Raw genomic sequence first — 1,394 nt, 5'->3', positions numbered from 1 at the left:
GCCACGGAACTCTCCGGGGGTACTACGTGAACATCAAGACCATGCGGGGTTCGACCCTGCCCGAGGGCCGATCCCGCCGTCCGTGGCTGCGCGGCGCGGCGCCCGCGCTGCTCGCGGCCGCGCTGATCACCGCGCGGGGCGCGGGCGGGAAGGGCGCCCGCCCCCCCCGCGCCCCCCCCCCCCCCGAGAGAGGTCCGCGCTCAGCGGCGGGCGTGGCTCAGCTGTAGGTGTAGAACCCGCGCCCGGACTTCTTGCCGAGGTGCCCGGCCTCGACCTTGCGGCGCAGCAGGGCGGGCGGGGCGAAGTGCGGTTCGGCGAACTCGGCGTACAGCGATTCGGCGGCGGCCAGCGCGATGTCGAGGCCGATGGTGTCGAGCAGGGTCAGCGGGCCCATCGGGTAGCCGCAGCCGCCCTTCATGGCGGCGTCGATGTCCTCGGCCGAGGCGTACCCGGAGTCGTACATCCGCACCGCCTGGCACAGGTACGGGATCAGCAGGGCGTTGACGATGAAGCCGGAGCGGTCGCCCGCGCGCACCACGGTCTTGCCCAGGGTGTCCTTGGCGTAGGCGGCGACGGCGTCGGCGGTCTCCTCGGAGGTGACCAGCGTGGAGATGATCTCCACCAGCGGCATCACCGGCACCGGGTTGAAGAAGTGCACCCCGACCACGCGCTCGGGCCGCTCGGTGGCCGAGGCCACCTTGATGACCGGGATGGACGAGGTGTTGGTGGCCAGGATGGCGTCGGGGGAGACCACGGCGTCGAGCTCGGCGAAGATCTCGGCCTTGAGCGACTCGATCTCCGGGGCCGCCTCGATGACCAGCTCGCGGTCGGCCAGATCGTCGTAGTCGACCGAGACCCGCACCCGCGCCAGGGCCGCGTCGGCGTCCTCCTGGCTGATCTTGCCCCGGCTCACGCCCCGCGTGATCGAGCTCTCGATCCGCTTGCGCGCGGCGTCGGCGAACTCCGGCCTCGCCTCGATGACGATGACATCGCTACCGGCCTTGGCGCACACCTCCGCGATTCCGGCACCCATCGTGCCGCCGCCGATCACACCGATTCTCTGCATACATCCCTCCAAGTTCGACCTACACAAAGTAGTACCGGCGGGCCCGGCGCCGATCGGCAGGCATCGCCTCGGCCGCGTCAGCCCTGGTCCGCGCATCCCTGCGTGGTGGCAGCCAGGAGTTCGGCCACCACCGCCGCCACATCGTGCTGTGTGCCGTAGGCACGCCGCTGCCGCGGGGGGCCCCCGCCGCGGGGCCGCCCCCCCCCCCCCGCCCGCGCCCCCCCAGACCCGGCGCCGGGGTGGGGGGGGGGGGGGGGGGGGGGGGGGGGGGGGCCTGGGGCCGGGGCGCCCCGCGGCAGCGGCGTGCCTACGGCACACAGCACGATGT

Annotated in this window: 3 protein-coding genes; 1 reads left to right on the top strand and 2 read right to left on the bottom strand. The window is 73.7% G+C overall.

Annotation, left to right across the window (positions count from 1 at the left end; all coding sequences use genetic code 11):
- Positions 1-227: hypothetical protein (locus tag QH283_RS25200; protein WP_280505420.1), on the top strand; the 227-nt coding region annotated here is incomplete at its 5' end.
- Here the strand turns inward: QH283_RS25200 and QH283_RS25195 are convergent.
- Both QH283_RS25195 and QH283_RS25190 read right to left on the bottom strand, forming a co-directional pair.
- The gene (locus QH283_RS25195) at positions 218-1,066 is read right to left on the bottom strand and encodes a 3-hydroxybutyryl-CoA dehydrogenase (RefSeq protein WP_280505419.1); all 849 of its coding nucleotides are present in this window, start codon (positions 1,064-1,066) and stop codon (positions 218-220) included. The genes QH283_RS25200 and QH283_RS25195 overlap by 10 nt on opposite strands.
- Before the next feature lie 77 nt (positions 1,067-1,143).
- Positions 1,144-1,394: hypothetical protein (locus QH283_RS25190; protein WP_280505418.1), on the bottom strand; the 251-nt coding region annotated here is incomplete at its 5' end.

The sequence above is a fragment of the Nocardia farcinica genome (assembly GCF_029867845.1).
Classification (GTDB): domain Bacteria; phylum Actinomycetota; class Actinomycetes; order Mycobacteriales; family Mycobacteriaceae; genus Nocardia; species Nocardia farcinica_A.
This window is presented reverse-complemented; position numbering and strand designations above follow the sequence as displayed.

Coding starts and splice junctions, on each gene's coding strand:
- QH283_RS25195 (WP_280505419.1), bottom strand. CDS start 1,066: ATGCAGAGAATCGGTGTGATCGGCGGCGGCACGATGGGTGCCGGAATC.